We start from the raw sequence: 25700 nt of genomic DNA, 5'->3' as shown, positions 1-25700 counted from the left end.
TATTTTTTCCTGTCCTACGAAGGAGTTTCCGCGTGGCCCCGCGACCCAAAGGCACGTCAGCCGGCCCCAAGCTCTATGAGGAACGGCGCCTTGAACTCGGTCAGAGTTTCCAGGACGGCGGAGAGCACTATGACCGTGTCCGGCCCGGATACCCCGCGGATTCAGCTGACTGGCTGCTGCCGGAAGGCGCGCGGGACGCGGCAGACATCGGCGCGGGCACCGGAAAGTTCACATCGCTCCTCGTCGAGCGCGGGCTGGCGGTGTCCGCAGTGGACCCCTCCGCGGACATGCTCACGCAACTGCGCAAAACGTATCCACAAGTGATCGCCCTGGAGGGCACGGCCGAGGCAACTGGACTCGCGGACTCAGCATTCGACGTCGTCAGCGTTGCCCAGGCATGGCACTGGTGCGATCCCCTCGCCGCCAGCACCGAGATCGCCCGGATCCTTCGGCCCCAGGGTGTGATCGGCTTGATCTGGAACCAGCTGGACACGTCGGTGCCCTGGGTCCATCGTTTGTCTCGCATCATGCATGCCGGCGATGTCCACAAACCGGACTTCCGGCCTGTGGTGGGCCGGGAGTTCACGGGCCTCGAAAGCCATGTGACGCGTTGGGAGGATCCCGTGACTCCGGCGGACATCCTCGAACTCGTGAAGTCGCGCAGTTACTACCTGAGGGCGAATGAGACCACCCGGGCCAAGGTGACGGGCAATCTCGAGTGGTACCTTTTCGAGCATCTGGGCCATGCCGAGGGCGAGGTCATCCCGTTGCCCTATCTCACGCAGAGCTGGCGGGCGCGGAAAGTCTGATGCGGCCGGTTCACGATAGGCTTGGAACCGTGAAGACCAGTGCGCCCTCCTCCTCGATCGAGGACTACGTCAAGGTCATCTACTCCTTCACGGAGTGGCAGGACAAACCCATCACGTCCTCACAGCTCGCGCAACGGCTCGGCGTCGCCAATTCCTCCGTCTCGGAGATGGTCCGCAAGCTCAAGGACCAAGGGCTGGTGGACCACCAGCCCTACAGCGCCATTTCCTTGACCCCCCAGGGAATGCAGCTTGCCCTGGGCATGGTCCGCCGCCACCGCCTGATCGAGACCTACCTCGTGAGGGAGTTGGGCTACAGCTGGGACGAAGTCCATGACGAGGCCGAGATGCTCGAACACGCCGTTTCGGACACCTTCATCGATCGCATGGCCACCAAGCTGGGCAACCCCGGACGCGATCCCCATGGGGACCCCATCCCTGCCGCGGACGGTTCGGTGAGCCTGCCGCATGCGCACCGCATGATCGAGCTCGACGACGGCCATTCCGGCAAGATCACGCGGATCAGCGACGAAAACCCGGAGTTGCTGCGGTACTTGTCCGCAGAGGAAATCGACCTCGACGCCACCATCCAGGTGATTGGCCGCAAGCCGTTCGGTGGTGCCCTTGTGGTCCGGATCGGAAAGGGTCCGGGCAGCCGCGACTATGATCTCGCGGATGAGGTCGCCTCGGCGCTCTGGGTGGCCACCGACGTCGAACACGACGGCTGCGTCCTCGCGGAACACTAACGAAGCTGTGTTGTGGAAGGCACTGTTCAGGCGCGCTGGGCAGCCGTCCCGCCGTCGTCGGGCGCTTGACCTTCGGGAGAGTCCACTACAGCAGCGCCCAGCACCGGGTTCCGGATCCCGACGGCGGATGCCACCGCCCCGAGGAAGAACAGCACGGCCGTGACCACGACGGCGTTCATGAGGCCTTGGCGGCTGAAGACCGGGCCGATGATGAGCCCGGCAAACGCGATGCAGATCAGGCCTGCGATACGGGCAACAGCGTTGTTCACTGCGGAACCGATCCCTGCCTCTTCCGTGGGTACCGCGCCGAGGATGGCCGCGGTGAGGGGCGCCACCAAGGTGCTCAGGCCGATCCCGAAGACGATCTGCCCGGGCAGCACTTGCGTCCAGTAGTTCAAGGGCTCCTGGACGGCCAAGGTCATGAGGAAACCGATTCCGCAAATGAATGGTCCGGCCGTCATGAACCACCGCGGACCGTATTTGCCGGCCAGCCCGCCGAAGAATGAGGCCGTGAGCATCAGGAGGACCGTCGCGGGGAGCAACGCGATGCCCGCCGTGGTGGCCTTCATCCCTCCCACCTGCTGCAAGTAGATGCCCACGGCGAAGAAGCCCAATGACAGGGCGCCGTAAATGGCGAGCGTGGCAATGTTTCCCCAGCCGAAATTTCGGATGCCGAAGAGCCTCAGGGGCAGCATCGGTTCAGGGGTCCTGGCTTCGTGGACCAGGAAGAGGACCAGGCCGACGGCTCCGAGGGCGAGCGGCATCCAGACCACCATGTTGCCCCAGCCCATGCGCCCTTGTTCGATGAAGGCGTAGACAGGGCCACCGAGTCCCACCATGGCAAGGAACGCGCCGAGGTAGTCGATCTTCTTGCTCGTGTCCGTGGCGGCATCGGACTTCCGCAGCCCGGCGAGGATCGGCCAGACGGCGACGGCCGGAATCACATTGATGAAGAAGATGACGCGCCAGGACAGCAGATCGACCGATGCGCCGCCGATCAGCGGCGCGACGATGGCGGCCGCGCTGGTCCAACCGGACCATTGGCCGATTGCCTTGGACTGCGCGGGCCCGGAAAAGAACGTGACGATCATGGCAAGCGAACTCGGGACAAGCAGGGCACCGGCGATCCCCTGGAGGGCGCGCGATACCACCAGCACCTCGCCGTTCCAGGCGAGGCCGCAGGTGACGGAGGTGAGGGTGAAGCCGGCGAGTCCCCATTCCAGGATGCGTGCACGGCCGAAGTGGTCGGACAGGGATCCCGCGACCAGGATCAGCGCGCCCAAGGTCAACAAGTAGGCATCCACCACCCATTGCTGGATGACAAGCCCACCACCCAGCTCGCGGCCAATCGCCGGGAGCGCGAGGTTCACCACGAAGCCATCCAAAATGGCGATGAAGGAAGCCACAATAGCCACAACAAGGACCCGCTTTTGAAGCGGGGTGCTTGGCTGCAGGGCCGCTGCGTCGGTCATGAGCACAGCCTACGCCTGCTTGTCAGCTCCCGTCCGGATCCCAGCCCGATCGTGCCTCGGCGAAAGTCCCGTATCGTTGAATGGTGATTAGCAGACGTGACGCCGCACTGGCCCTTGATATTTCGATGGAAATGGCCCAACGCCACGGCATCCCCTCCAGGCTTTCACAAGCCGAACTGAACGAACTGCAAGACAATCCGCCCCAGTGGCTCGTCCAATCCCGCGCCAACCGCACCGGCAAGCGCCCTGTCTGGGTCCACTTGAGCTGCGTCGTGTGCGGCTACACAGAGGCCGCGCGTCCCAAGAAATGGTGGCCGGAGTTCACCTACGTCTTCTGTGGCCACCACCGGAACAGCGAGGTTCCCGGAATCCTGCCCGGCGAAGTCCGCAGCGAGTACGAAGGAATCGGCTCCCGGTTCGTGGGCGTCGTGGACGTCCAGGCTCCGAGGGCTGGCCACTAGGCCGTCCGGCTGTCGGTTGATTTCGGGTGAAACAGGCGTAGCTTACAAGGAGAGGGCCTTTCAGGACCCTCTTTGCAGGATCTGCAGGGAAGATCCGTAGTTAGGGAGCATGACATGCCTGACAAAGCGCCTCACCAGCACGAGACGAAGAAGAGCATCAAGTCCATCAAGGAGAAACGGGCAGTGAAGCGTGCCAAGCACGAATCCGACGCCGCAGTGGATCCGGTGGCCCATTTGAGGATGCGGAAGAAGTAGCAAAAAAGCCGGAGCCAGCTTGGCTCCGGCTTTTTCGCGGACTGGCTCCATCAGGTCCGCGGCTCCTCATGAATCCGCGTCAGTCATTTCACTGGGAACTGCGACAATCGCGTCGACTTTGCCGTCGCGCAGGACCGTCAGCAGGAACGGTTCCCCGATGGCCTGCGAGAACAAGAGCTTTTGAAGGCTCTCGGCGCTGGATACCGCCCGCGACTGTGCACTGAGGACCAGGTCGCCCGCGAGCAGTCCTGCCCGCTCGGCCGGAGATCCTGCAATGACTTCCACCACCCGCAGCGCCTCCTTCTGGCCAGTCCGGATCACCGCACTCGCATCCAAAGGAATGGGGGTGCTCACCAAGCCGAGGTATGCCCGGCGGACCCGGCCGTCCCTCAGCAGGGCGGCGATGATCCGTTGAGTGGTGGTGTTGATGGGCACTGCAAGTCCGAGGCCCAGGCCGGCCACGGCAGTGTTGATTCCCACGATCCGCCCCTGGGTGTCGGCCAAGGCTCCCCCGGAATTGCCCGGATTCAACGCAGCGTCGGTCTGGATGACGTCCTCGATGACCCTGCTGTGCCGTCCGGACCTGACCGGGATGGAGCGCCCGAGCCCGCTGACGACGCCTGCGGTCACTGATCCTGCCAGCCCCAGCGGGTTACCCACGGCAATCACCAATTGGCCTACGTGCAGCGACTCCGCGTTGCCCAGGATGGCCGGCGGCGGCGTGTGGCGCCCGCGGACAATGGCGAGATCAGACAAAGGATCCGCACCGACGAGTTCGACGTCGGCGTGGGTTCCGTCAGCGAAGATTGCCCGCCCGGAGCGGAGACCCGAGACCACGTGGGCGTTGGTCAGCATGTAGCCGTCCCCCGTGAACACGACAGCCGATCCGCTTCCAATCCTGACTTGGCCGTTCCTGCGGGCGCTGCTCATCTCCAAAGCTGCAACATGCGGCGTGACCGTCTCTGCGACGTGCATCACTGTCCGCGAGTAGGCGTCCAAGGCTTCGTCATCTGACGGGGCGTCAGGGATGTCCTCGGGAAAAACTTGTTCCGGCAACGTACTCATCGTGCACCTCCTGTAACCGGTGGTGTCTATATCAACGAATACGCTGCTTCGGTTAGTCCGTTCCGTCCTACGCCGTGGGTGAACTCTGCCACTGCACGCCGACACGGTGAGTGCCGCCGTCGTTACCTTCTTTGAACTGGTTAACAACCACACTCGACGGACCGCAACAGCGGTCGCGTACGAATCCCCGAAAACGAGTAGGGACCACTCAAGACGGCAACCGCCCGCAGTCCTATGGTGTCGGTCAGCGTCCATGCGACAACAGATGGGCGGATTGCAACGACTGGGCTCAGACCGGCGAGGGGTCGCAGCCAATAAGGCAAGGGGGCTTGCTGAGTGGACTACCCACAGTTCAAAAACCGGGGTCGGTGCATCGCCTACGCAAACCATCAGGAGAAAGACTGACTCCTCAGCGGGCCCGCCTTCCGGCCTAGGCAGGCAGGGCAACGGCCTTTCGTAGTACAAAGCGGGACGCAGCCGACGGGCTGAGATTGGGGCGAACGTGGACGGGCAACAATGGATTTGGGTCGTGATGGTCCTCATCGGAGCCGCAGTGGTAGCCGTTGTGATGGTCTTTGGACACCGGCGACTGAGGCTGGTTGATCGCAAGAGCACTGCCAAACATCGCAACGGGGAACCTGGAAGTTCAACGGACAACGTCGAGAACTCGGATGACGAGCCCGCGGCCCGAAGTCCGAATCATTAAGATCACCCGGGAATGGAACGTCGAATCTTCGGCGGGATCACGATCCGAGGCAAAGAAGCACAACGTCAAAGAAAAACACCCCGGTCCGAAGACCGGGGTGTTTTCAGTGAGACGGTTTGTTCGTGCGCCGTGGTTAGAGGAAGTAACCCGAGACATCCGCAATGAGTTGGGCGGTGCCGCCGGAGCGGTTGTACAGATTGACCTTGCCATCCGGTCCAATTGGAATGGTGACGCTGTTGGGGACAATCTGGCCGGTGGCGTAGTTCAGATTCGACGCGTTCGGGAGTGCCGCCCCGGAGGGATAGGCCGTGACAAAACCGAAGGACGTCGAGTTGGCCACCGTAAGGTTGAAAATCGTCGCAGCGGCAGTAGCTGGGACTCCGCCCACGCCACCCACCTGGAAGGAGATTGTTCCGTCCCCTGCCACCGCCGCGGTGTTCCTTGTATCAAGGAACCTCGTTGGGGCGATCGGCTCGAACGTACCCGGGAGCGTTGCTACGCCCGACAGGTAATATCCCGAGACGTCGACGATCAATTGCGCAGTGCCACTGGACTGGTTGTACAGTATGACCTTGCCGTCCGCTCCGACCGGGACCGTCACCCTGTTCGGGACGATTTGCCCGGTGGCGTAGTTCAGGTTGGATGCATTTGGCCTCAGGGTTCCCGAGGCATAGGCGGCAACAAACCCGAATGACGTCGAGTTCGCGACCGTCAGGTTGAAGGTCACGGCCGACACGTTTGCCGGGACTCCGCTCACTCCTCCAACCTGGACCGAAACGGTGCCGTTCGGAGCCACGGGCGTTGGGGTGTTCCTGGTATCAAGGAACCTGGTTGGCGCGATCGGCTGGAATGCGCCCGCGGCGGCCGCTGTTCCTGCGACGTAGTACCCGGAAACGTCTGCTATCAGTTGTGCCGTGCCGCTGGACCGGTTGTACAGCGTGACCTTTCCGTCGGCCCCGACCGGAACCGTGACGCTATTCGGGATAATTTGTCCCGTGTCATAATTCAGGTTCGATGCGTTAGGTCTCACGGTGCCGGAGGCGTAGGCCGTGACGAACCCGAATGAGGTTGAGTTCGCGACCGTCAGGTTGAACGTCACCGCGGCGATGCTTGCCGGTATTCCGTTCACTCCAGCGACCTGGAATGAGACGGTCCCGTCGGGAGCCACCGGGCCGCTGCTGGTCCTCGTGTCGAGCAAGCGCATCGGGGTCAACGGCTCGAACGCGCCGGGCGGCAATACTGCTTCCGTCAGGCTGTAGTCATCGGTAACCAGTGTTCCCAGGCTGGTAAGGGTCAGTGCCATGGTCATGGCGGTGGCGCCGGCAGGCACGGGTGGAGAGGTATAGGTGACCTGGGTGTAGGCCGCGGAGGCAGGATAGAGCGGACTCGACGTCCAATACTGCCAGTTGCCCTGACCCAGCCTGTAGTAGAGCTCGAATTGGGTATTCGCCGTCGAGTTGTACCAGGCCGACATCGTGTATCTCTTGCCCGGCGTCACGGTCGGAGTGCATTGGCCCGTATCGAGCGGTGGCAATATTTTGGCATCACCGTCCAGGTAGGTGGTCATGACCAGTTGTTCAGCGGCAGTCCCGGTGTGGGCCCCGGTTACCGTGCTGTAGGTGTAGGTGTTGTTGCCGTAGCCTCCCGGAACCCAGCACGAAGGCGCCCCTCCGGCGACGGGGCCGGCGGTCTCAAAACCGGGATTGCGGAGAAGATTTCCGGAGGTGATGGGCGCCGGCGGCGGCGGCCCGGCCGGGTTGGTCTTGACAGTGCCGCCGATCACTTGGTCGACGGTCTTGACAATGATCCGGCCTGCGGCCTGCTCGGCCACCAGGAAGTCAATGAGGGCATTGAAGTTTGCGGTGCTCACGTTGAGCGGATTGTTCGCGATGTTGATGTGGTGGAAGGTGTATTGCATCCACCCGCCGCCGGGCTCGGCTTTGAGGGTCAGGTCCTTCAGGTTCTGAAGTGTCCACGTGCTGTCGATCTGGTCCGGTGCCTTCGTCAGATATGGGTCGGCTGGCGGCATGGTTTCAGAGAGCGGCATGCCGGCCGATGCGGGGATCTGGCTCGCAATGTCACCCAATCCACGGGCGCTGTTGTAGCCGCAACTTTGGACAATCGTCTCTATGGCCGGGGTGGACGAGGCATAGGGGTACGCAAAGTTCGTTACGCGCAACCCCATGTTCGTCAGGTTTGTGCGGTCATCGCAAACCTGACGGGTAACCTCACCCGCGTCAGCCTGGGCGAGGTCGGGGTGGGTCACCGTGTGCCCCCCGATCTCGTTACCCGCTGCCTGAAGCGCGAGTGCCTGAGCAGTCGTCATGTGCAGGGAGTCAGAGTTCAGGAAGCCTGACGGAGTGAAGAATGTTCCGTGAAGGCCCTTCGAGTTCATGTAGGCAGCGGCTGCCATCTGATCCACGTGGGCGTCATCAAAAGTAAGGGTCACAGTGACGAGGCTTGCCGCCTGGGCTGCCGGCGCCAGCAGGACCGCGTTGAAGAATGTCGCAAGGACAAGCACCACTGTGCCGATGGCCGTGGCTGCGGTGCCACGGGACTTGAGAATTTTCCACCACTCGAGTATTTTCCACGGCTGGCCCCGCTCGGGCACTGAGGCAACCGTCCACCGGTCTGCCCCCACAGAAGTATTTTGGACTGGCGCGTCATTCTGCCTTGATCGTTTCATAGGACCGAACTCGTTTCACAAATGCGGTTCGTCCCCCATGTCCTGCCCGGATATGGCCCGAACGAAACCGGAACGGGCATTCTCACTGCCGGCCACCCACACCCACAAGTGATCGACCCTCCCCAAAATACTGTCGTTCCCACACAGCGACTTGAGTGTCGGCTACCTGTCTTTCGGACACGCCACTCGGTTTCGTCCGGGTCTCCCGCGCAGCGAGTAGCGGAGCTCTGCCCGGTTCGGAAACCGGCAGGGCTGACAGGCTAGTCGCGAACGTGAGCGGCGTGTACAGTCGGTTTTCGCAGCCCCTTCCGGTGTCCCCGACCGGGTCCGAGGAGTAAGGAGTGACTGTGACGCTGCCTGCAGTCGACAAACGCGAACAGCCGGGACGCGAGCACGGAAGCCCGTCACGTGCTTTCACGTCGAAGTCTGCCGCCGGTCTCATCGTCGGGCTCGCCCTCATTGCACTGTTCGCGGCCGTCCGGGTGCTGGCACCATCAACGCCGGAGGTCTTTGCTCTACCCAACGCTGCCCGCGACTTCGCCACACTGTCGATCAGCGTCGTCGTCGAGTCCCTGCCGTTCGTTTTCCTCGGGATCGTCCTCTCGATCGCTGTCCAGGTCTGGCTGCCGGAGGGCATGCTGCTCCGCCGCCTGCCGCGGAACGCGGTGCTGCGGAGGCTCGTCCTGTCGCTTTTGGGAATGCTGCTGCCTGTTTGCGAATGCGGCAATGTTCCGCTTGCCCGGGGTCTGGTGGTCAACGGCCTGACGGTTGCGGAATCGATGACTTTCCTGTTCGCGGCACCCATCCTGAACCCCGTCACCATCGTCACCACCGCGCAGGCGTTTGGTTGGGACAACGGCATCCTGGCCTCCCGTGTCCTGGGCGGCTTCTTCATCGCCAACCTTGTCGGTTGGATCTACAGCCGGCATCCGCGGCCAGGTGAGCTGCTGACCGCCCGGTTCCAGGAGACATGTTCAATAGCAGACCACCACGCCGGCTCTACCGGAAGGATCAGGCGCAGCGTGCAGATGTTCGCCCAGGAGACACGCGCAATGATGCCTGCACTGTTTGTTGGTGCAGGCATGGCGGGGCTGATCCAAGTTGCCGTTTCCCGCGAAGTGCTGGTCGCCTTGGGTAGCAACCCGGTCTGGTCTGTCTTGGCATTGATGGTGTTGGCTTTCGTCGTTGCGATCTGCTCAAACGTGGATGCCTTCTTTATCCTGTCTTTCGGAGCAACCTTCATGCCGGGGGGCATTGTGGCTTTCCTCGTCTTCGGGCCCATGATCGACGTGAAAATGCTCGCCCTGATGCGCACCACGTTCACCGCGAAAACCCTCCTTCAGCTCAGCCTGCTGGTGGCACTTTGCGCGGCGGTCCTCGGATTGGCGGTCAACTATGGTCATTAGGCGGCTCGTGGGCCGGTGGCAGGGCGTGGTCCTCAGCCTGATCGGCCTCATCGCAACGATCTGGCTGGGCGTGTCAGGGCAGCTTGCCTTGTATATCCATCCGCGGTATTTCGTGTTCACGGTCATCATGGCCGTGATCGCAGGAGTACTTGCCCTCGCGGCCTTCGCCTTTGCTCCCGGCACCCAAGACGGGCACGAGCACACCGATGAGCCCGGTTCGCGATGGGGCTGGCTGTGGCCGGTCGGAAGCGTGCTGACCATCATCGCCGCCGTCGTCGCCTTACTCATCCTGCCGCCGTCGACCCTTACTACTGCCACCGTCGCGCAACGGGACCTCAACGGTTCGGCATCCGCCCTGACCCTGAAAGCCCCCGCGCTGCCCGGAAAGGGAGACTACTCCGCTTTCACGGTGAGGGACTGGGCATCGTTGCTTCGGTCCGGCGCGGGGCAGGACTTTTTTGCCGACAAGACTGCCACCGTGACCGGGTTCATCAGCGCGGACAAGACAGATCCAAATGTATTCTTCGTGACCCGTTTTGTAGTGACCTGCTGCGCCGTCGATGCCCAGCCGATCGGTGTTCCGGTCTATCATCCCGGCTGGCAGAACGAGTACAAAACCGACAGCTGGGTCACCGTCACCAGCAGCTTCCGTGCCAACCCCAATGCGGCCAGCCGGGAGTCAATCGTTCTGATACCGGACTCCATCAAGCCCACCACACAGCCGGCACAGCCCTATGTCTACTAAGCGCCGTCCCGTCTCAGCCAAGCGGGCCGCGGCCATTGCTGCCGCAGCAGAGCTACTGGCCGGACGCCGTTTTGCCCGGCGCCTCTACGGCGCCATCGCGATCCTTGCCGTCCTTGCCGGCGGGTTGACCGTAGCAAACCTTTCGAAGCTACCGCACCCCCATTCCACTTCGGCCCTGGCCCGCTCGGCCACTCCGGCCGCCTTCTCGCTGTACACCCTGCAGAGGGACACCGGCAAAGACAACTCAGGCCTGAAGAAGCCGGACACCATCCTCGGTTCAAGCCTCTCCGGAAGCGATCAGGGCACCGTCATTGTCAGTGCCCCCCGCATCCAGGAGTATGCTGCCCTGCCGTCCGCCCTCGCCGTCGTCACCGTCAACGATGACAACACCAGCTCACTTGAGATGGTCCCGCTCACCGGCGGCCCACCGTCGCTTGTTCCTTTGCCAAGCCTCGGGACGGTGGCCAACCTTCACGCGGCAGGATCCAATCACCTCATAGGCTTCACGTTCACCGCTTCTTCTGCCACTGGCCAGTACTGGAAAACGCTCTTTGTCTACGACGTCGACAAACCGTCGTCCGCTCCGTGGGCTGTCCAGGGAATCCACGGTCCGGTCACTGCGACGGACTGGCGCTTTGTTCCCGGCGCCGCCACCTTGGTGGCGCAGGCAGACGACCAATCCATCTTCCTCATCGATCCGCTCGACTCCGGCAAGGTGTCCCCTTTGGGCACGCATGCCGGAATCCTCGGATTCCCCGGGACGAACGAGCTTGCGGTGAGCGACCCGGGGCTGAAGGTGGGCGTCGACCCGCCACGGTATTCGACCATCAATCTCTCCAACGGTGCGCTCACGCCGGCGACCCTCGCGGGAGGCGCCGCCCCGGAGAACAACCAAAGCGCCACGACCACCGTGGGCCAGCCCGTGGTCCTCGGCGGTTCGGGGCAGTTTGCGCAGGTGGTGAGAAAGTTCGACGCCGGAAAGGAGACCTCATTGGTCAATCTCACCGACCGGAACGGATCGCGCGTGCTCTACCGGCCTGACGCTGCCTGGTCGCGCATCCTGGACACCTGCGTCTCACCGGCCAGCGACTACCTCGCCGTCGAAACAGCGGCACCCCAATATGCGGGCGACCAATACCCGGTCCGCCCCGAACCGACTCCCATGCGGACAGACCTCGTGGACTTGAAATCGGGCACTGTCGTGAAAAGCGTTCCCGGTTTCCTCCCCAGTTGGTGCGGGTGAACATACCCGGGCAACGGCCGGCCATCGTGGTCTGATGCTCCCGCGGGCAAAGAAAAACACCCCGGTCCGAAGACCGGGGTGTTACCGATGACCCGACTCATCCATGAAGGATGTCTCGACTCATCACAAAAAGTGGAGATGGGGGGAATTGAACCCCCGTCCGATGTCGTGTTGTCAGGGCTTCTCCGGGCGCAGTTCGCGTCGGACTTTCTCGGCCCCAGCTATCCTGCGAACAAGTAGCTGATCCGGGCCCAGTCATCTAAGAGTCCCGCTTGCCTCGATGACGAAGGCAAACAGCAGTGGCTATCTAAATGACGCCAGGATCCGGGGCAATAGCAACCTCGGGCTGACGGACTGTCTTACTGCTTAGGCAGCAAGAGCGAAGTCAGTGCGCTTAGAATTGGCACTTATTGGTTTGCAGACAGCGTTTACGAGATAATTCTGCATCCTCGGCCCGCTTCACCTGTCGCGACTAACATCGTCGAAACCGATCATCCCCGTATTTTGTTATCAATCCCCGCAGGACAACGACCGCCCGAAAACGACCACCTAAAAACCTGCCTGGTTTAATCATCATAACGCATCGCGGCACCCGAACATTCCGGGACACGCCTTGGCTGCCTACCCGCGTGGCGGCCTTTTGGGGGAAATCAACGGCGGTTGCGCTCGCGCAGTTCGCGTAGCGATTCGCGCTTGTCCTGCTGCTCACGCAGGGTCTGCCGCTTGTCGTAATCTTTCTTGCCTCGAGCCAAGGCGATCTCGACTTTGGCGCGTCCATCCAGGAAGTACAGCTGGAGCGGCACTACGGTCAGCCCGGTCTCGCGGATCTTGCCGGAGATCTTGTTGAGTTCCTCGCGGTGAAGCAACAGCTTCCGACGGCGGCGCGCGGCGTGGTTGGTCCAGCTCCCCTGGTTGTACTCAGGGATATGGATGCCCTCCATCCACAACTCGTCATTGTAGAAGGTGCAGAAACCGTCGACCATCGATGCATGGCCTTCACGCAGGGACTTTACTTCGGTTCCCATGAGGGCAATGCCGGCCTCATAGGTATCCAATATGTGGTAGTCATGCCGAGCCTTGCGATTGGTGGCCACTACCTTACGGCCACTTTCCTTGGGCACGGTAGAACTCCTTGGTTGTCGAAGAATCACACTAGTCTACGCCAGCAGATCCCTGTCGTGTGGGCTACAAAAGGTTCATCGGGTCAACAGCCTGCCCATTAACCCAGGTTTCAAAGTGCACGTGGCAACCGGTGGAGTTACCCGTGGTACCTGAATAGGCAATGAGCTGACCTTGACTCACTTGCTGTCCGGAGGAAACCACCACGCTGGTGTTGTGGTAGTAAACCGTGGTCAGGGAATCACCATTGATGACTCCGTGCGATATCTTGACACGGTTGCCACCGCCGTCGTTGCCCCAACCTGCAGAAAACACCGTGCCTGCAGCGGCTGCGTATACCGGCGTTCCGCAGGGGGCACCGAAGTCGATGCCCGTGTGCATATAGCCGCCCTGGCCGTAGAAATCGATGGTTCCAGGCGGCGTCGCACGCCAACCGAAGCCTGACGTGATCGGGATGTTCGCAGGCACCGGGTGAATCAGGCCGAAGTTCGAGCGCGGGTTGCTCGCCGGTGGGACAAAAGGCTGCGGGGCTGCCTGGTTTTGCGCCTGGGCCGCGGCCGCCGCGGCTGCGGCGAGGCGCTGCTGTTCGGCCAACCAAGCTTCGCGCAGTTTACGGTCACGTTCCGAGATTTCCGCGGCGACGGCGTCCTGGTTCGCCTTCACTTGCTGGAGTTGGGCTTGGATCCCGGGTTTGGCTGCTTGAAGCTGGGCGTTGAGACGAGTGGTGTCGGAGATGAGTTTGTCCACCTCCGCCTTCTTGGCAGCGGCGTCATCCCGGGCTGCCTTCTCACGCTCAAGTGCGGCGTCCGCCTTTGCCTTGAGATCGCGGATTTCCTGTTCGACGGCGGTGAGCCGGGCCTGGGAGTTCACGTTCGTCGCGCTCTGCTGCGTCAATTTCGTCATCGCGGCGTTCTGGCTGCGCATCGCTTGGTTGGCGAGGTCCATGGTTTCCGTGAGGTTGCCGCCGTCGTTCGATCCGAACAGCAAAGCGACGTTCGTTGGAACCCCTCCGGATTTATACGCCTGCGCCGCGATCTGGCCGATGAGCTTCTTGGTATCGGTGATCTTTTGCTTGTCGTTTTCCAGTTGCTGGGTGATCTGGGCTTTACTCTGCTGCGCCAGATCCACGCGGGCGGCCAAGGCATCAGCCTCCTTGACTGCTGTGGCAACCTTGCCCTGGGCTTCGAGGAGTGCCTGCTGCGCCCCCGGAAGCTGTCCTTGGTAGACAACGAGGTCGCCAGCCGCCTTGGCGATGTTGGCGTCAACGAATTCCAGCGACTGCTGCACACGCGCCGATTCCGCGTTGAGGGCAGCCTGTTGGTCATCGAGATTGTCAGCGTGCGCCCCGGGCGCGGTGCCGAGGCTCGCGGCGAGCGCAATGGCCAGCACGGAGCCGGCGACCTTCGCCCGGCCGCTCACTTTGCGCAGCTGCAGCGCAGCCTGGTACTTCCGTGTCATCGGCTGTCCTGTTCGCCCGGGATCTTTGCTCTTCATGGCTAGACCTTGAGATATCGGCGGAGGGTCAGGAGCGACGATATCCCGGCCAAGCCACCGCCCAACGCTATCAGGACCGGCGCAATCACGAGTACCTGGGTCGAGGAAATAAACGGAGTGTTCAGGAACTGCCGCGACAAGTCTCCGTTGAGCCAGAACTGGGCCACCAGCCACAGTGTGCCTGAGGCCAGGACTGCACCCACGACGGCGGCGATGACGCCTTCGAGGATGAACGGCAGTTGGATGACGGTCTTCGATGCTCCAACGAGGCGCATGATGCCTGTCTCCCGTCGCCGGCTGAACGCGGACAACCTGATGGTCGTGGTGATAAGCAGGACTGCACAGAAGATCATGACTCCCGCCACCACCATTGCCGCCACAGAGGCACCGTTCATCCACTCAAAGATCCGTTCAAGGACCTGGCGCTGATCGCTCACGGTCTCCACCCCGGCCTGGGACGAGAACGTTTCGCTGATGATCTGGTACTTCTGGGGGTCCTTCATGTTGATTCGGAAAGACGAAGGAAGCTGGTCCTGGGTTACCGAATCAACGATCGGAGAGTTGGAGAACTGTTCCTTGAAGTGCTTGAACGCATCGGCTTGCGATTCGAACTGGTAGTCGGTGATGTACTGCTTGACAGCCGGCGAATCGAGCATTTTGGCCAGATTGGCCTGCTGCTCCTTGGTGACCGCACCCGAGGCACATCCGGTCGACGTCGAGGAGTCGTTGCAGAGGAAGATGGCGACCTGGACTTTGTCATACCAGTAGCCCTTCATCTGGTTGATCTGCATCTGCAGCATTCCGGCCGCACCAACAAAGGTGAGCGAGACAAAAGTCACCAGGACGACGGAAATCACCATTGACAGGTTCCGGCGCAGACCGCTGCCGATCTCGCCCAGGATAAAAGCGAGCCTCACTGCTGGACCCCCTGCGCGCGGTCGATTTCCGCATCGCTCGCGTCCTTCATCCGCCGGGACTCTCCCACTACCGGAATCATCGAGGTGTAGAGGGCCCTTGCCTCATCGCGGACCACCACTCCGTTCCGGAGCTCCACCACGCGCTTGCGCATCTCGTTCACAATGTCGTCGTCGTGCGTCGCCATGACCACAGTGGTGCCGTTCTGGTTGATCTTGTCGAGAACGCCCATAATGCCCATCGAGGTAATGGGGTCCAGGTTTCCGGTGGGTTCGTCCGCCAGCAGGATGCCGGGACGGTTGACGACGGCGCGGGCGATGGCCACGCGCTGCTGCTCACCACCGGACAGCTCATGCGGCATGCGACGTTCCTTGCCTTCAAGCCCAACAGTCTTCAGCACTTCCGGAACCGTCTCGCGGATGATGCTGCGGCTTTTTCCGATCACCTGCATGGCGAAGGCAACGTTGGCGAAGACATTCTTCTGCGGCAACAGGCGGAAGTCTTGGAAAACGACACCGATTCCGCGGCGAAGTTTGGGGACCCGCCAGCTTGAAATGTTGGCCACGTTCTGGCCCGCGACGTAGACGGAACCGGATGTTGCCCGGTCTTCCTTCAGAATGAGTCGTAGAAACGTCGACTTGCCGGAACCCGAGGCCCCGACGAGGAAGGTGAATTCTCCACGGTCAATCTCAAGGTTGACAGCATCCAGCGCCGGACGGGCATGGGGGTCGTAGACCTTGGTGACATTCTCAAATCGGATCATGACTCTTCAGAACCCCGCCGGACATGCCACGTTCGACCAGTCCAACCGCCAGCGCACGGGCTTTCATTGGGGGAAGTTGAGCGCCGGCTCTTCGACTATACGCACGCTCCGCGATGGAATCGCGGGCTTGGCGCGGTGTGTCGCCCAATCAAGTAATCAGCCCGGGCGCCTTATCCCTCGGCGTTGCGGTTACCTGTGCGCCAGCGAATCCCTGCGTCAATGAAGTCGTCGATGTCGCCGTCGAACACCGCAGACGTGTTGCCCACTTCGTGCTCAGTCCGCAAGTCTTTGACCATCTGGTACGGATTGAGCACATACGAACGCATCTGGTCCCCCCACGATGCCTTCACGTCACCTGCGAATGCCTTCTTCTCGGCATCTTCCTGCTCCTTTTTCAGGAGGAGGAGCCTTGATTGGAGCACGCGCATCGCGGCTGCGCGGTTCTGCAACTGGGACTTCTCGTTCTGCATGGAGACGACAATCCCTGTGGGGATATGGGTCAAACGTACTGCGGAGTCCGTCGTGTTGACGGACTGCCCGCCAGGGCCGGAAGAGCGGAAGACATCGACGCGGATCTCGTTGTCCGGAATGTCGATCGAGTCGGTCTGCTCAATGAGCGGGATGACTTCGACGGCGGCAAAGGACGTCTGTCGCCGTCCCTGGTTGTCGAACGGGCTGATCCGGACAAGCCGGTGCGTCCCGGCTTCGACGCTGAGGGTACCGAAAGCGTACGGCGCTTTGACCTCGAAAGTAGCCGATTTGAGGCCGGCCTCTTCGGCGTACGAGGTGTCCATCACGGTAGTCGGGTAGCCATGGCGTTCTGCCCAGCGCAGGTACATGCGCATGAGCATTTCGGCGAAGTCCGCCGCATCAACACCGCCGGCGCCCGCACGAATCGTGACGACGGCCTCGCGTTCGTCGTATTCGCCCGAGAGCAGGGTAACCACTTCAAGTTCCTTGAGGGCCTTACGGATTGATTCGAGTTCCGTGGCCGCCTCCACCATGGAGGCGTCGTCGTCCTCGTCCTGGCCGAGCTCGACAAGGACCTCAAGATCGTCGATGCGGCCCGTCAGCCTGTTCAAGCGTTCAAGCTCCGACTGCCGGTGGGACAACTTGGACGTAATTACCTGGGCGGCAGCCGGATCGTCCCAGAGGTTCGGTTCACCAGCCCGCTCGCTCAGTTCTGCGATCTCTTCCTTGAGCTTCTCGACATCGGAAACCTGTTCGATGGAGCGGTAAGTGGAGCGAAGCGCGCGGATTTCTGCGGGAAAGTCAATCTGAGCCATGGTTGTTCCAGAGTACGCCATCCGTTGACGGCCTTGGCACGGAGCCTGGACGTGTGACGCTTGAAAATCAGCGGGTCAGCCGGGAACGCGCAGTGGAACGGGCTTCGATCGGAACACCGTCGGGAAGCAGAAAGCTGACCACAGGCGGATGGGCAACCGCGCTGAGCACCACTTCGGCCGTGGTGTTGTCCGGACTCCCGGTACCCGGGCCGACGGCAAGTTGATCGAACCGTGAATGGGCGCCGTTTTGGCTGAGGTATGACTCGGTAATACCTCTTACCCGCGCGCTGTTGAGGACGGCCGACGGCGTTTCGGCGCCGCTGTCCACTTGGCCGAGGGCATAGCTGTCCGCGGCCGCCACAGAAGCTCCGTCCGCCACGGAGAGGAGCTTCTTATGTTCGATGTAGATGGCCGAGGCCGCAGCAACGACCGTTGCAAGCAATAACGCGACCACGACATAGCCGATGGTCAAGACCATCAAATGGCCGCCTTCCGCCTCTGATTTTCGGGATAGCAGGATGTCCGTCTTCGCGGGAAGACCTCTCACCGGAACCGCCCGACGATTTGCGTAGCCGACGCACTCAGATTCGCGGCGTCCAGATTCAGGGTGTCTCCAAAGGGCAGCATGGGCAACGGCACCGTGAGCTTGACCGTCACCGTCACCGCAGCGCCGGCGGACAGGCAATCGCCGCGGTCGCACGCGACGTCGACAATTGCCCGCTCCGCGGAATGGCCATAGTCGGCAAGGGCCAGAAGGGCAGCCTGTTCAGCGGCGACGCGCCCTTGGGAGGTGTCCTTCTGCATGACATAGACCTTGGCGGCCTGGTCCGCTGCCCCCACGACGGCGAAGGAACCGCCCTGGATCTGTCCAATAGTGACGATGAAATAGACCACGGGAACCATGAGCAGGAGGGACAGGAGGATGAACTCGACCACCGCGCTTCCCCTCTCAGGGGCACACGGAGGGCCGGCAGGTTCGCGGCCCTCCGCCGCCGGCCCCTCCGCCGCCGGCAGGCAGACCACCTCCCTGAAGCGGGAGAGCGCTGCACGGCCAGGATCAACCCGAAGTCGCAGCATGGCCCCTCACCTCCAGCCCTGCTACGGGACCAATCAGTCCGATAACTGGCAATGGTGCACGGACTGTCACCTCCAAGGTGCGGATTCCCTGGAAGCTGGCCTCCGATGTCGAGATGTCCCGGGCAAAGTCCGCGTTCAGCGCCGTTCCGATCAGCTCTGCTGTGCGCTCACGGGCATCGGACGATGTCCTGTCGGCGAGAGTGCCGTAACGGGCTCCGGACGAGGCCGCATCAATGAGCGTATTGCGCACGTGCAATATGAGGGTCAGTTGAATGACAGCGAGGAAGAATACCGTCAACAGACCGCCGACCAGCACAAAATCCACGACGGCGGAGCCGCGTTCATCGCCCCTGCCGACCCTCACGCCACTGCCATCTTCCGCTACCCGGCTGCGGAACGGCATGGACTTACTTTCCGACCTTGCTCATCGCCTGGTTGAAGAGTCCTTCCAGGGCCGGGCCGGCCAGCGCCAGCAGGCCCGCGACAAGTGCGGCGGACATCAGGGTAATCATGACCCAACCTGGTACATCGCCCCGCTCCGGATGATCGTCGTCGGGGACCGGACACTTGTGCAGGTTGGTTCCAAGCGCTGATCTGGACGACGGGAGTGTCCACAGCTGCCACAGCAAGAGTCCTGAAGCGGATAGGCCTTCGCGTCCGAGCTTTTTCATTTTCACCATTTCATCTTCCCCATTTCATCTTTCCCAATTCCTTATGCAGGAATCCGTTGTGATCCGTGCTGTCTTGGTATTCAGGCGGACGCCCATGTGACGGATGTGAAAAGGCTTGGCTGAGATTCGTCATTAGAAGCCAAGATCCAACGCGGCCAAGCCCGGATAGACCGCGAAGATCACCGTGAGGGGCAGGACGCCGAAAACCAACGGGACCATCATGGCGATTTCCTTGCGGCCCGCCGCTTCCATCAGTTCCCGCTTGGCTGAATCGCGGACATCCGCAGCTTGGGCCCGCAAAACATCGGCCAAGGGAGTTCCGCGTTCGACGGCAACGACAATTCCATCCACGAACCGAACAAGCGGGCCGAGCTCGGTTCGTCCCGAAAACTCGTGCAGGGCTTCGATCAGGGGCGTGCCGGCCCGGGTGGCGGCCAACACCAGGGCAAACTCCTTCGCCAGTTCGCCGCGGGCTGTGCGACACACTCGATCGAGGGCACCGCTGGCGCTCTCCCCCGCACCCACCGCAAGAGCCATCAACTCGGCAAGGCTCGGGAATTCCGCCAGCATCCGCCTTTCCCTTCGTTTGATCTGCACCCGGAGCATGTAGTCGCGGAAAAGAAACCCTGCCAGTGCACAAACCAGGACCGTAGCAACCGCGGGCACCGGACTGAACCGACCCCCGGTGGCATTCACGACCACCACGACGAGCGCTGTGGCGAAGCCCGCGGCGGCCCACAGCAGTTGCTCCGCCCGGAAGTCCAGCGCGGACTTTCCAGAACCGGCCTTTGCCAGCTTTTTGTTGAGGGATGTGGTCCCCAGGTTGAACTTCGCCAGGTAGCCGAGGGCGTCGCGAAAAACTGGCCGCAGGATGCGCTCCAAGGGGCCGAACGGTGCGATGTCCGAGGGTGCGGAGAGCAGGCGCGATTCGAGGTTCTGGGACCTGAGTTGCGGCTCGATGCGCTCCACGAACGGAATCGTCCGCATGAATGGCATGCGAACAAAGATGAGCCACAATCCGGCTCCCAAAAGAAGTCCGCAGAATGCAGCCAAGGCAGTCAGCCCAGTCATCGAAGGACCCTTTCATCTTCAGGAAGGGCGGCGATGCGCAGCATGACCCAATAGCAGAAGGCCGAGACCAACAATCCGCCTCCAAGAACGCTGGCTCCGGCCGCCGAGTTATACGCGGCAACGGCTTCCGGCCGGCTGGCCAGCAACATCAGGACGATCCATGGGGCGGCAACGGCCAGGCGAGCACCATTGATGGTCCATGATTGTCGCGCCTCAAGCTCGCTGCGAGTCCTCGCGCTCTCACGAAGGAACTCGGCAAGAGTTCCCAAAAGGCGGCCCAGATCGGATCCGCCCACGTCCCGGGTCAGCCTGAGCGCCTCAATGATCCGGTCGGCAACGGGATCGGCCAAACGCTCCTTTAGTTTGCTCAACGCCGCATCGAAATGGCCGCCGGAACGGTAGTCCGCGGCAAACTCGCGGAAGAGAGCCCGCAGCTCTTCGGGACCTTTGTCTCCGAGCTGGATAAGCGCCTCGGGCAGCGAAAGCCCCGCACGGATCGCCGAGCGCAAATGGTCGACGACATCGGGCCAGAGCTCCCGGAGCATGGCGGTCCGCTTGCGCGCCCGCCAACTGACAACGGCCAAGGGAAGCCACATACCGAACAAGCCGAAGCACGCTGCGATCGAGAACGACGCGGTCATGATGTAGATCACCAGTGCGGCGAAAAGGCCCAATCCGAGGCACGATGCGATGAATCCCCCGCCGCTCACTTTTTCGATCCCGGCAGTGAGCAACAAGGACTCAAGGCGTTTAGGTTTTGGCTCCTTGACGGCAAGCGGGTCTTGTTCCCATGCCGACCACCAGATGAGGAAGACACCCAGCCCGCAGAGAACGCCTAGCAGCGGCGCCATTAGAAGTGCCCCAGGAGCGCGGCGACGTCAAATCCGGCCCGGGCGAATTTCTCGGCGGCCGGCATGGAATTCGACGTGGCTTGGAGCCGGCCGTCCTGCATCGTGAATACCTTGGACGACTCGATGATGCCGTTCTCCACGCGTCGCCCCAGCGAAAGGATCTCGGTGACTTGCCGGCGACCGTCCGCGTGGCGGCTGCAATGAACCACGAGATCGATGCATGAGGCCACGGTTGGAACGACGAACGCACTTGAGATGTTCCCGCCGGCCAGCAGCGGCAAGGTGCAAATCTTGGTCACGGCGTCATGGGCCGAGTTGGCGTGGACGGTGCACATGCCCGGCAAGCCCGAATTCAACGCAATCAGCATGTCCAGGCTTTCGGCTTCCCGGACCTCGCCCACCACGAGACGATCCGGCCGCATACGAAGAGCCTCTTTGACGAGCCGGCGGAGGGGAATTTCGCCTTGGCCCTCAAGGTTTGGCTGGCGACACTGAAGGCCAACGACGTCGCGTAGCGGGAAGTGAAGTTCAAAGATCTCTTCGACGGTGATGACCCGCTCGCGGGAGCCGATATTGGCTGCCAGGCAGTTGAGCATTGTGGTCTTTCCGGCCTGGGTGGCTCCTGAGACGAGAATGTTCAATCCACTGGCGACCGCGGCTCCCAGGAACCGGGCTGACTCGGGCGTCAACGTCCCCAACTCCACGAGATGCTCGAGCCGGGTTGCCTTGACCACAAATTTGCGGATATTCACGGCCCAATGGCGGCGGGTGACGTCGGGAATGACGACGTGGAGCCGAGAGCCATCGGGCAGGGCCGCATCCACAAAAGGTGAGGAGAGGTCGAGCCTCCGCCCGGAACTCTTGAGCATCCGCTCGACGAGGTCGCGAACCTGCTGCTCGGTGAGGCTGATCGAGGTAAGTTCTGATTCGCCGTTCCTGGCAACGTAAACCTCGTTGGGCGCGTTCAGCCAGACCTCTTCGATGGTGGGATCATCCAGAAGTGGCTGGATAGGCCCGAAGCCGGCAACGGCGTCGAACACGTACTTGCGCGCAGTGTCCAAGCGTCCCAAGGGAGGCAAGGGGCCCAGAAGAGCCCGCTCATCGTAATCATTCACGGCGGCCTCGACGAGCCGGTGAATTTCGACTGCTTGACTCGAAGGATCCAGTCCACGCCGACGAATCAGCTCCCGCACTTCATCCTCGACGATGCGCAATGCTTCCATGTTCCCCCCAATGCAGCATGCGCCCAGGCGCTGCGGAAACCTTCAACCAAGTTAAGGCTAGGGGAGGTTGCGACTCCCTGCCAAGTAGATTTGGGCGGTTGTGGATAACCACGAACAGCACGGCGATTGACAAGGAAGTCCCCGGATTCAACTGAACCTGGCGCGGCTGGATTTTGCGTGGACTATCCGCGGCACGGCATGCACGAAACCGGGATGGATTTGAGGCACTACTCGAGTGTTGACGGTGACTAAATACGAGTGTTGACACCCTGATTGGCCGCTCGTAGCGTCAAGTAATCAGGCGCGCGCCATTGGCCAAAAGGCCAAGCGCCTTTTGCTGTTAAGCCATCGACGCGCAACCGGGTTAATAATAAATGAATGCCCACAATGAGTACTGGCGACCCCGAATTGTGCTGAGGGCAAAACTGCACAGAAGGTCGCACCGGTCAGGTTGCAGGCGCGACGAACGGACTTGAGATGCAAGACGGGTGCATGGTGGCCTCCCGCATTGGGCGGAGGCCCTCCTTTGAAGCTCAAAAAAACCACCGAAAAGCGTTTGCCATGGCCGCAGCCGCGCTTCTTTTGGCGACGCTCTTCAATGCGGCGCTTTTGACCCGGCCGGCCCAGGCCGCGGGTCCTCTTGTCGTCACGTTGACATTTGACGACGCCAACGCTGATCAGGTGGCTGCGGCGAACTATTTGAATTCCAAAGGAATGTTTGGGACGTTCTTCCTTCCCTCCGGTTACCTCAACGCGACCGATCCTAATGGTGGCCCGCCTCCCTACATGACGACCGCCCAGGCACTCGCACTTCAATCGGCAGGCAACGAAATTGCCGGGCACACGGTCACGCACCCCGACCTTGCCCAGATGGACGCGAACGAGGTGGCACGCCAGATATGCAATGACCGCGTCAACCTGACCACTATGGGCTTCCGGGTCACGAATTTCGCCTACCCGTTCGCCTCCGCCACTCCGGCCGTCGAGCAACAAGTCGCCAACTGCGGCTACAACAGCGCACGTGGCCTGGGCGATCTGAAAAGCAAAGCCGCCCCAACGCTGACCGAAGTTGCTGAACCGCTGCCCGTTCCTACCGCGGACCTCTTTTTCACCAAGGCGCCCGATGAGGTAGACAACACGTGGGCAGTTGCCGACATGCAGGCCGTCGTGACCCAGGCGGAGGCCGGCGGCGGATGGGTTCAATTGACTTTCCACCACTTCGACTCGGCTACAGACCCTCTAACTGTCACGACCACCAACTTCCAGACGTACGTGAATTGGCTGGTGACGGAGCAAACGGCCGGCAGGATCGTCGTCAAGACGGTGCGCCAGGTGATGGCCGCCCAATTCCCGGATCCCGCAAATCCGGCGCTCGACCTGGATAAGCCACTCGTCAATGGGCCGGCCGCCCCGCCACCCATCACGGTCGGAAACCTGATCCAGAACCCGAGTTTGGAAACAGCAGGCCCGGTGGCCACCGGACTCCCCTATTGCTGGGCAATCGGAGCATATGGCACCAACACCCACACCTTCACCAGCGTGTCCCCGGGCCACACGGGGTCCGTTGCAGAACAGATGGTCATTTCCGGCTACGTTGACGGCGATGCCAAGCTACTGCCGACTTTGGACCTGGGCCAATGTGCGCCGAGCGCTACGCCCGGCCATATCTATCAAATGTCCGCTTGGTACACGGCGACGGCTCCGACGCAATTCGAGCTCTACTACCGAACGGGCCTTGGCACGTGGAATTACTGGACCGCAAGTCCGAACTTTGCCGCGGCAACAGCGTGGACCCAGGCCACCTGGACCTCCCCACCGGTTCCGGCAGGTGCGAGCGCAATCAGCATGGGCTTGAACCTGCTGAGCAATGGAACCCTGATAACTGATGACTACGCGTTGTACGACTCGGTTGCCGTGGCCAGCGTGTTCAAATCGATGACACCAAGCAGGCTGCTCGACACCCGTAACAGCACCCCGGTGGCGCCAGGGGGCACGGTGTCCTTCCAAGTCGGCGGCGTCAATGGCATCCCGGCGAATGTCTCGGCAGTGACCTTCAACCTCACGGTGGCCAATCCGACGTCGTTCGGCTTCGTCACGGCCTACCCATCGGGAACCGCACGGCCGAACGCCTCCAACCTGAACTACGCCACGGGACAGATCGTCCCCAACTTGGTCACGGTCCCGGTGGGTTCGGACGGGAAGGTCACCCTGTACAACCAGTCCTCGGGAACCGCGCAACTAATCGCTGACGTCTCCGGGTACTACGTCCCGGCTGCCACATCGGCTCCTGGTGAGTTCCAAGCGCTGGCGCCAAGCCGGTTCCTGGACACCCGCAACAGCACCCCGGTGGCACCGAACGGAACGGTGTCCTTCCAAGTCGGCGGGGTCAGCGGCATCCCGGCAACAGTCTCGGCCGTCACTTTCAACCTCACGGTGGCCAATCCGACGTCGTTCGGCTTCGTCACGGCGTACGCGTCCGGAACCGCCCGGCCGAACGCTTCCAACCTGAACTACGCCACGGGACAGATCGTCCCCAATAGTGTCACCGTTCCAGTGGGCGCGGACGGAAAAGTCACGCTCTACAACCAGTCCTCGGGAACCACGCAACTCATCGCGGACGTTTCCGGTTACTACCTGGCCGGCACCGCAACGGCGTCGGGAACCTTCCAACCCATCGCGCCAAACAGGTTCCTCGATACGCGGAACAGCACTCCGGTGGCACCGAACGGCACGGTGTCCTTCCAGGTCGGCGGGATCAGCGGCATCCCGGCAACAGTCTCGGCCGTCACTTTCAACCTCACGGTGGCCAATCCGACGTCGTTCGGCTTCGTCACGGCGTACGCGTCCGGAACCGCCCGGCCGAACACCTCCAATTTGAACTACGCCACTAACCAAATTGTCCCCAACTTGGTCACGGTCCCCGTGGGTGCCGACGGAAAGGTCACGCTCTACAGCCAATCCTCGGGTACGGCGCAGCTCATCGCGGACGTCTCCGGGTATTTCCTGCCATGAACTACTGAATACACAAAACCCAAGTAAAGAAAACACCGCCGCTCCGGCCTGCACTGCGCAGGCCGGAGCGGCGGTGTTTGGCTGTTGGCGGCCGTGCAGACAGTATCCGAACTGCATTGAACCACTCACTCAAATCCCATTGGCCACATTAGCACCACCTTGCACATCAGTGTTATGGTTGCCTTCGAATTAGAAGTGCCAACAGCCATTTACCGTCGCGGGTTTGAAACGGCGGAATGAATCAAGTGCCGCCCCATCGGGAGCCGGCAATCTCGTGTGGAGCCAAGAGATGAAGACCATTCAATTTAAAGCCCCTGTCTCCACTTCCCGGGTGCGCCGCGTTCAAGACCTTGCGCTAACAGCGATGTGCGGCGCGGCGGTCTTGCTTCTCTCTGCAACGACGGCCGTTGCAGCACCGGCTCCTTCACCGACGCCCTCCCCGGCGAGCTCCCCGACGTCGTCTCCCGCTAACTCCCCACAAACGACGGCGACCCAGTTGCCGAGCGCAAGCTCAACGCCTTCACCGACGCAGCCGGCAGCAAAAAGCCAGACAGCAACGCCGTCACCAACCGCGACGACCCAAAGCAGCACAGATCGCCAAGCCGCAATGCGCGCAGCTGCCGGACC

24 protein-coding genes and 1 other RNA gene are annotated in these 25700 nt (G+C 61.8%); 8 read left to right on the top strand and 17 right to left on the bottom strand.

What is annotated here, in order from left to right; genetic code table 11:
- Positions 1 to 32 precede the first annotated feature (32 nt).
- Together AC3WJM_RS03105 and AC3WJM_RS03100 are read left to right on the top strand one after the other, a co-directional pair.
- The gene (locus AC3WJM_RS03105) at positions 33 to 809 is read left to right on the top strand and encodes a class I SAM-dependent methyltransferase (protein ID WP_492271184.1); all 777 of its coding nucleotides are present in this window, start codon (positions 33 to 35) and stop codon (positions 807 to 809) included.
- A gap of 29 nt (positions 810 to 838) precedes the next feature.
- Positions 839 to 1552: a metal-dependent transcriptional regulator gene (locus tag AC3WJM_RS03100; protein WP_441432445.1), complete on the top strand. Its 714-nt coding sequence runs from the start codon at positions 839 to 841 to the stop codon at positions 1550 to 1552.
- Between the two features lie 26 nt (positions 1553 to 1578).
- On the opposite strand, the gene AC3WJM_RS03095 is transcribed toward AC3WJM_RS03100, so the two are convergent.
- The gene (locus tag AC3WJM_RS03095; RefSeq protein ID WP_441432446.1) at positions 1579 to 3030 is read right to left on the bottom strand and encodes an MFS transporter; all 1452 of its coding nucleotides are present in this window, start codon (positions 3028 to 3030) and stop codon (positions 1579 to 1581) included.
- Positions 3031 to 3104: 74 nt separating this feature from the next.
- Here AC3WJM_RS03095 and AC3WJM_RS03090 point away from each other — a divergent pair, with 74 nt between their 5' ends.
- Both AC3WJM_RS03090 and AC3WJM_RS03085 read left to right on the top strand, forming a co-directional pair.
- Entirely contained in the window at positions 3105 to 3485 is a 381-nt protein-coding gene (locus AC3WJM_RS03090) for a hypothetical protein (protein WP_492271183.1), read from the top strand.
- A 114-nt stretch (positions 3486 to 3599) separates the two neighbouring features.
- Positions 3600 to 3740 carry a hypothetical protein gene (locus tag AC3WJM_RS03085; protein WP_172465476.1) on the top strand — a complete coding sequence of 47 codons (141 nt, stop codon included), beginning with the start codon at positions 3600 to 3602 and terminating at the stop codon, positions 3738 to 3740.
- Between the two features lie 66 nt (positions 3741 to 3806).
- On the opposite strand, the gene AC3WJM_RS03080 is transcribed toward AC3WJM_RS03085, so the two are convergent.
- Positions 3807 to 4805, bottom strand: coding sequence for a S1C family serine protease (locus tag AC3WJM_RS03080; RefSeq protein ID WP_492271182.1), 999 nt, complete (start codon positions 4803 to 4805; stop codon positions 3807 to 3809).
- Between the two features lie 839 nt (positions 4806 to 5644).
- Positions 5645 to 8152 carry a polysaccharide deacetylase family protein gene (locus AC3WJM_RS03075; RefSeq protein ID WP_492271181.1) on the bottom strand — a complete coding sequence of 836 codons (2508 nt, stop codon included), beginning with the start codon at positions 8150 to 8152 and terminating at the stop codon, positions 5645 to 5647.
- 398 nt (positions 8153 to 8550) lie between these two features.
- Here AC3WJM_RS03075 and AC3WJM_RS03070 point away from each other — a divergent pair, with 398 nt between their 5' ends.
- From AC3WJM_RS03070 to AC3WJM_RS03060, 3 genes are read left to right on the top strand one after another with little or no spacing between them, the layout of a single operon-like run.
- Positions 8551 to 9603 (top strand): permease, encoded by a 1053-nt coding sequence (locus AC3WJM_RS03070; RefSeq protein WP_492271213.1) that lies wholly within the window; start codon positions 8551 to 8553, stop codon positions 9601 to 9603.
- Complete coding sequence (locus AC3WJM_RS03065) at positions 9593 to 10348, top strand: TIGR03943 family putative permease subunit (RefSeq protein WP_059387585.1); 756 nt, start codon at positions 9593 to 9595, stop codon at positions 10346 to 10348. The genes AC3WJM_RS03070 and AC3WJM_RS03065 overlap by 11 nt, the downstream gene beginning before the upstream one ends.
- Positions 10338 to 11591: a hypothetical protein gene (locus tag AC3WJM_RS03060; protein ID WP_492271180.1), complete on the top strand. Its 1254-nt coding sequence runs from the start codon at positions 10338 to 10340 to the stop codon at positions 11589 to 11591. The genes AC3WJM_RS03065 and AC3WJM_RS03060 overlap by 11 nt, the downstream gene beginning before the upstream one ends.
- Positions 11592 to 11721: 130 nt before the next feature.
- On the opposite strand, the gene ssrA is transcribed toward AC3WJM_RS03060, so the two are convergent.
- The 13 genes from ssrA to AC3WJM_RS02995 form a co-directional block, all read right to left on the bottom strand.
- Positions 11722 to 12090, bottom strand: a transfer-messenger RNA (tmRNA) gene (gene ssrA, locus AC3WJM_RS03055).
- A gap of 151 nt (positions 12091 to 12241) precedes the next feature.
- Positions 12242 to 12712, bottom strand: coding sequence for an SsrA-binding protein SmpB (smpB, locus tag AC3WJM_RS03050; protein ID WP_028264808.1), 471 nt, complete (start codon positions 12710 to 12712; stop codon positions 12242 to 12244).
- 64 nt (positions 12713 to 12776) lie between these two features.
- Positions 12777 to 14168, bottom strand: coding sequence for a M23 family metallopeptidase (locus AC3WJM_RS03045; protein ID WP_284988449.1), 1392 nt, complete (start codon positions 14166 to 14168; stop codon positions 12777 to 12779).
- A gap of 38 nt (positions 14169 to 14206) precedes the next feature.
- Positions 14207 to 15121: a permease-like cell division protein FtsX gene (gene ftsX, locus AC3WJM_RS03040; RefSeq protein ID WP_059387584.1), complete on the bottom strand. Its 915-nt coding sequence runs from the start codon at positions 15119 to 15121 to the stop codon at positions 14207 to 14209.
- Complete coding sequence (ftsE, locus tag AC3WJM_RS03035; RefSeq protein ID WP_306961001.1) at positions 15118 to 15882, bottom strand: cell division ATP-binding protein FtsE; 765 nt, start codon at positions 15880 to 15882, stop codon at positions 15118 to 15120. Before ftsE ends, ftsX begins: the two co-directional genes overlap by 4 nt.
- A 170-nt stretch (positions 15883 to 16052) precedes the next feature.
- Complete coding sequence (gene prfB / locus AC3WJM_RS03030; RefSeq protein ID WP_284988451.1) at positions 16053 to 17168, bottom strand: peptide chain release factor 2; 1116 nt, start codon at positions 17166 to 17168, stop codon at positions 16053 to 16055.
- A 67-nt stretch (positions 17169 to 17235) separates the two neighbouring features.
- Positions 17236 to 17646, bottom strand: a complete 411-nt coding sequence (locus AC3WJM_RS03025; RefSeq protein WP_059387582.1) for a pilus assembly protein TadG-related protein — start codon at positions 17644 to 17646, stop codon at positions 17236 to 17238.
- A 65-nt stretch (positions 17647 to 17711) separates the two neighbouring features.
- Positions 17712 to 18104 carry a hypothetical protein gene (locus tag AC3WJM_RS03020; RefSeq protein ID WP_332601917.1) on the bottom strand — a complete coding sequence of 131 codons (393 nt, stop codon included), beginning with the start codon at positions 18102 to 18104 and terminating at the stop codon, positions 17712 to 17714.
- A gap of 121 nt (positions 18105 to 18225) precedes the next feature.
- Positions 18226 to 18648 carry a TadE family protein gene (locus tag AC3WJM_RS03015; protein WP_284988453.1) on the bottom strand — a complete coding sequence of 141 codons (423 nt, stop codon included), beginning with the start codon at positions 18646 to 18648 and terminating at the stop codon, positions 18226 to 18228.
- Between the two features lie 4 nt (positions 18649 to 18652).
- A complete protein-coding gene (locus AC3WJM_RS03010) occupies positions 18653 to 18916 on the bottom strand; it encodes a hypothetical protein (protein ID WP_307053579.1) in 264 nt (87 codons plus the stop codon).
- Positions 18917 to 19048: 132 nt separating this feature from the next.
- A complete protein-coding gene (locus tag AC3WJM_RS03005; protein WP_492271179.1) occupies positions 19049 to 19987 on the bottom strand; it encodes a type II secretion system F family protein in 939 nt (312 codons plus the stop codon).
- Positions 19984 to 20838 carry a type II secretion system F family protein gene (locus AC3WJM_RS03000; protein ID WP_059387576.1) on the bottom strand — a complete coding sequence of 285 codons (855 nt, stop codon included), beginning with the start codon at positions 20836 to 20838 and terminating at the stop codon, positions 19984 to 19986. Before AC3WJM_RS03000 ends, AC3WJM_RS03005 begins: the two co-directional genes overlap by 4 nt.
- Positions 20838 to 22061, bottom strand: coding sequence for a TadA family conjugal transfer-associated ATPase (locus AC3WJM_RS02995; RefSeq protein ID WP_059387575.1), 1224 nt, complete (start codon positions 22059 to 22061; stop codon positions 20838 to 20840). Before AC3WJM_RS02995 ends, AC3WJM_RS03000 begins: the two co-directional genes overlap by 1 nt.
- Before the next feature lie 561 nt (positions 22062 to 22622).
- On the opposite strand from AC3WJM_RS02995, the gene AC3WJM_RS02990 reads away from it, so the two are divergent.
- On the top strand, positions 22623 to 25073 hold the full coding sequence (locus AC3WJM_RS02990) for a polysaccharide deacetylase family protein (RefSeq protein WP_492271178.1): 2451 nt from the start codon (positions 22623 to 22625) through the stop codon (positions 25071 to 25073).
- A 342-nt stretch (positions 25074 to 25415) separates the two neighbouring features.
- Here AC3WJM_RS02990 and AC3WJM_RS02985 read toward each other — a convergent pair whose 3' ends face one another.
- The gene (locus AC3WJM_RS02985) at positions 25416 to 25664 is read right to left on the bottom strand and encodes a hypothetical protein (protein ID WP_284988458.1); all 249 of its coding nucleotides are present in this window, start codon (positions 25662 to 25664) and stop codon (positions 25416 to 25418) included.
- Between the last annotated feature and the right edge of the window lie 36 nt (positions 25665 to 25700).

The sequence above is a fragment of the Arthrobacter sp. FW306-1B-G06A genome (assembly GCF_058781765.1).
This window is presented reverse-complemented; position numbering and strand designations above follow the sequence as displayed.